Consider the following 1,160-nt stretch of genomic DNA (forward strand, 5'->3'; position numbering starts at 1 on the left):
TGTCTGGAAGTTGGCCGGCGCCGGGGCACCCGATGCCGGCGGGACGGTGACCGTGGACCTCGACGGGGTGCTGGTTCTCGCGCACTCCAACAAGGAGGACGCCGCACCCACCTGGAAGCGGACCTACGGCCACCACCCGCTGATGGGGTTCGTCGACCACGGACCGGGCGGCACCGGCGAACCGGTCGCGGCCCTGCTCAGACCGGGCAACGCGGGATCGAACACCGCCGCCGACCACATCACCGCCGCCCGACTGGCCCTGGCCCAGCTGCCGAAGTCCTACCGGCGCGGGCGCCGGACCCTGATCCGCACCGACTCAGCCGGCGGCACCCACACCTTCGTCGCCTGGCTCGCAAAGCCGGGCCGGTGGCTGTCCTACTCCGTCGGCATGACCGTCACCGAGCAGATCCACAGCCACGTCCTGAAGGTCCCGGCCTCGGCCTGGACGCCGGCCGTCGAGACCGGCGGCCAAGTCCGCGATGGCGCCTGGGTTGCCGAACTCGCCGGCGACGTCCTTCACGGCTGGCCCAAGGGCATGCGGCTCATCGTCCGGAAGGAACGCCCGCACCCGGGCGCCCAGTTGAGGATCACCGACGCCGACGGCATGCGGCTGACGTGCTTCGCCACCAACACCGTCGGCCTCCCGATTTCCGAGCTCGAGCTCCGTCACCGACTGCGGGCCCGGGCCGAGGACCGCATCCGGGCCGCCCGCGCCACCGGCCTGCGCAACCTGCCCCTGCACACCACCGCGCAGAACCGGATCTGGCTGGAGATCGTGCAAACCGCCCTCGACCTGCTGGCCTGGATGCCGATGCTCGCCCTGACCGGCCAGGCCCGCCTCTGGGAACCCCGCCGCCTACGGCTCCGCCTGTTCACCACGGCCGGACAACTCGTCACCACCAGCCGCCGCCGAATCCTCCGCCTCGCCCGCCACTGGCCCTGGACCGGCGTGATCACCGACGCACTCGAACGGCTCGCACTCCTGCCGAACCCCGGCTGACCAGCAACTTTGCCGCCCCTACGACAGCAACCCGAAACCGGAGCAGTGGAACCCGGCGCCACCCCGAGACGACACTCGGGCCCCCGGCCTGCCCACCCTCAGCCCACCACACGAAAACGGCCCACCAACTCCGTCGGCGGACCGTCATGAAACTTCGAGG

At 71.6% G+C, this 1,160-nt stretch carries 1 protein-coding gene; it reads left to right on the plus strand.

The genetic code is table 11. From position 1 onward, the window contains the following. On the plus strand, positions 1-1,000 hold a 1,000-nt coding region (locus tag ACIRJR_RS37105; protein ID WP_403789201.1), incomplete at its 5' end, for an IS1380 family transposase. Positions 1,001-1,160: the final 160 nt, after the last annotated feature.

It is taken from the genome of Streptomyces sp. NPDC102402, from assembly GCF_044765765.1.
Taxonomy (GTDB): Bacteria; Actinomycetota; Actinomycetes; order Streptomycetales; family Streptomycetaceae; genus Streptomyces.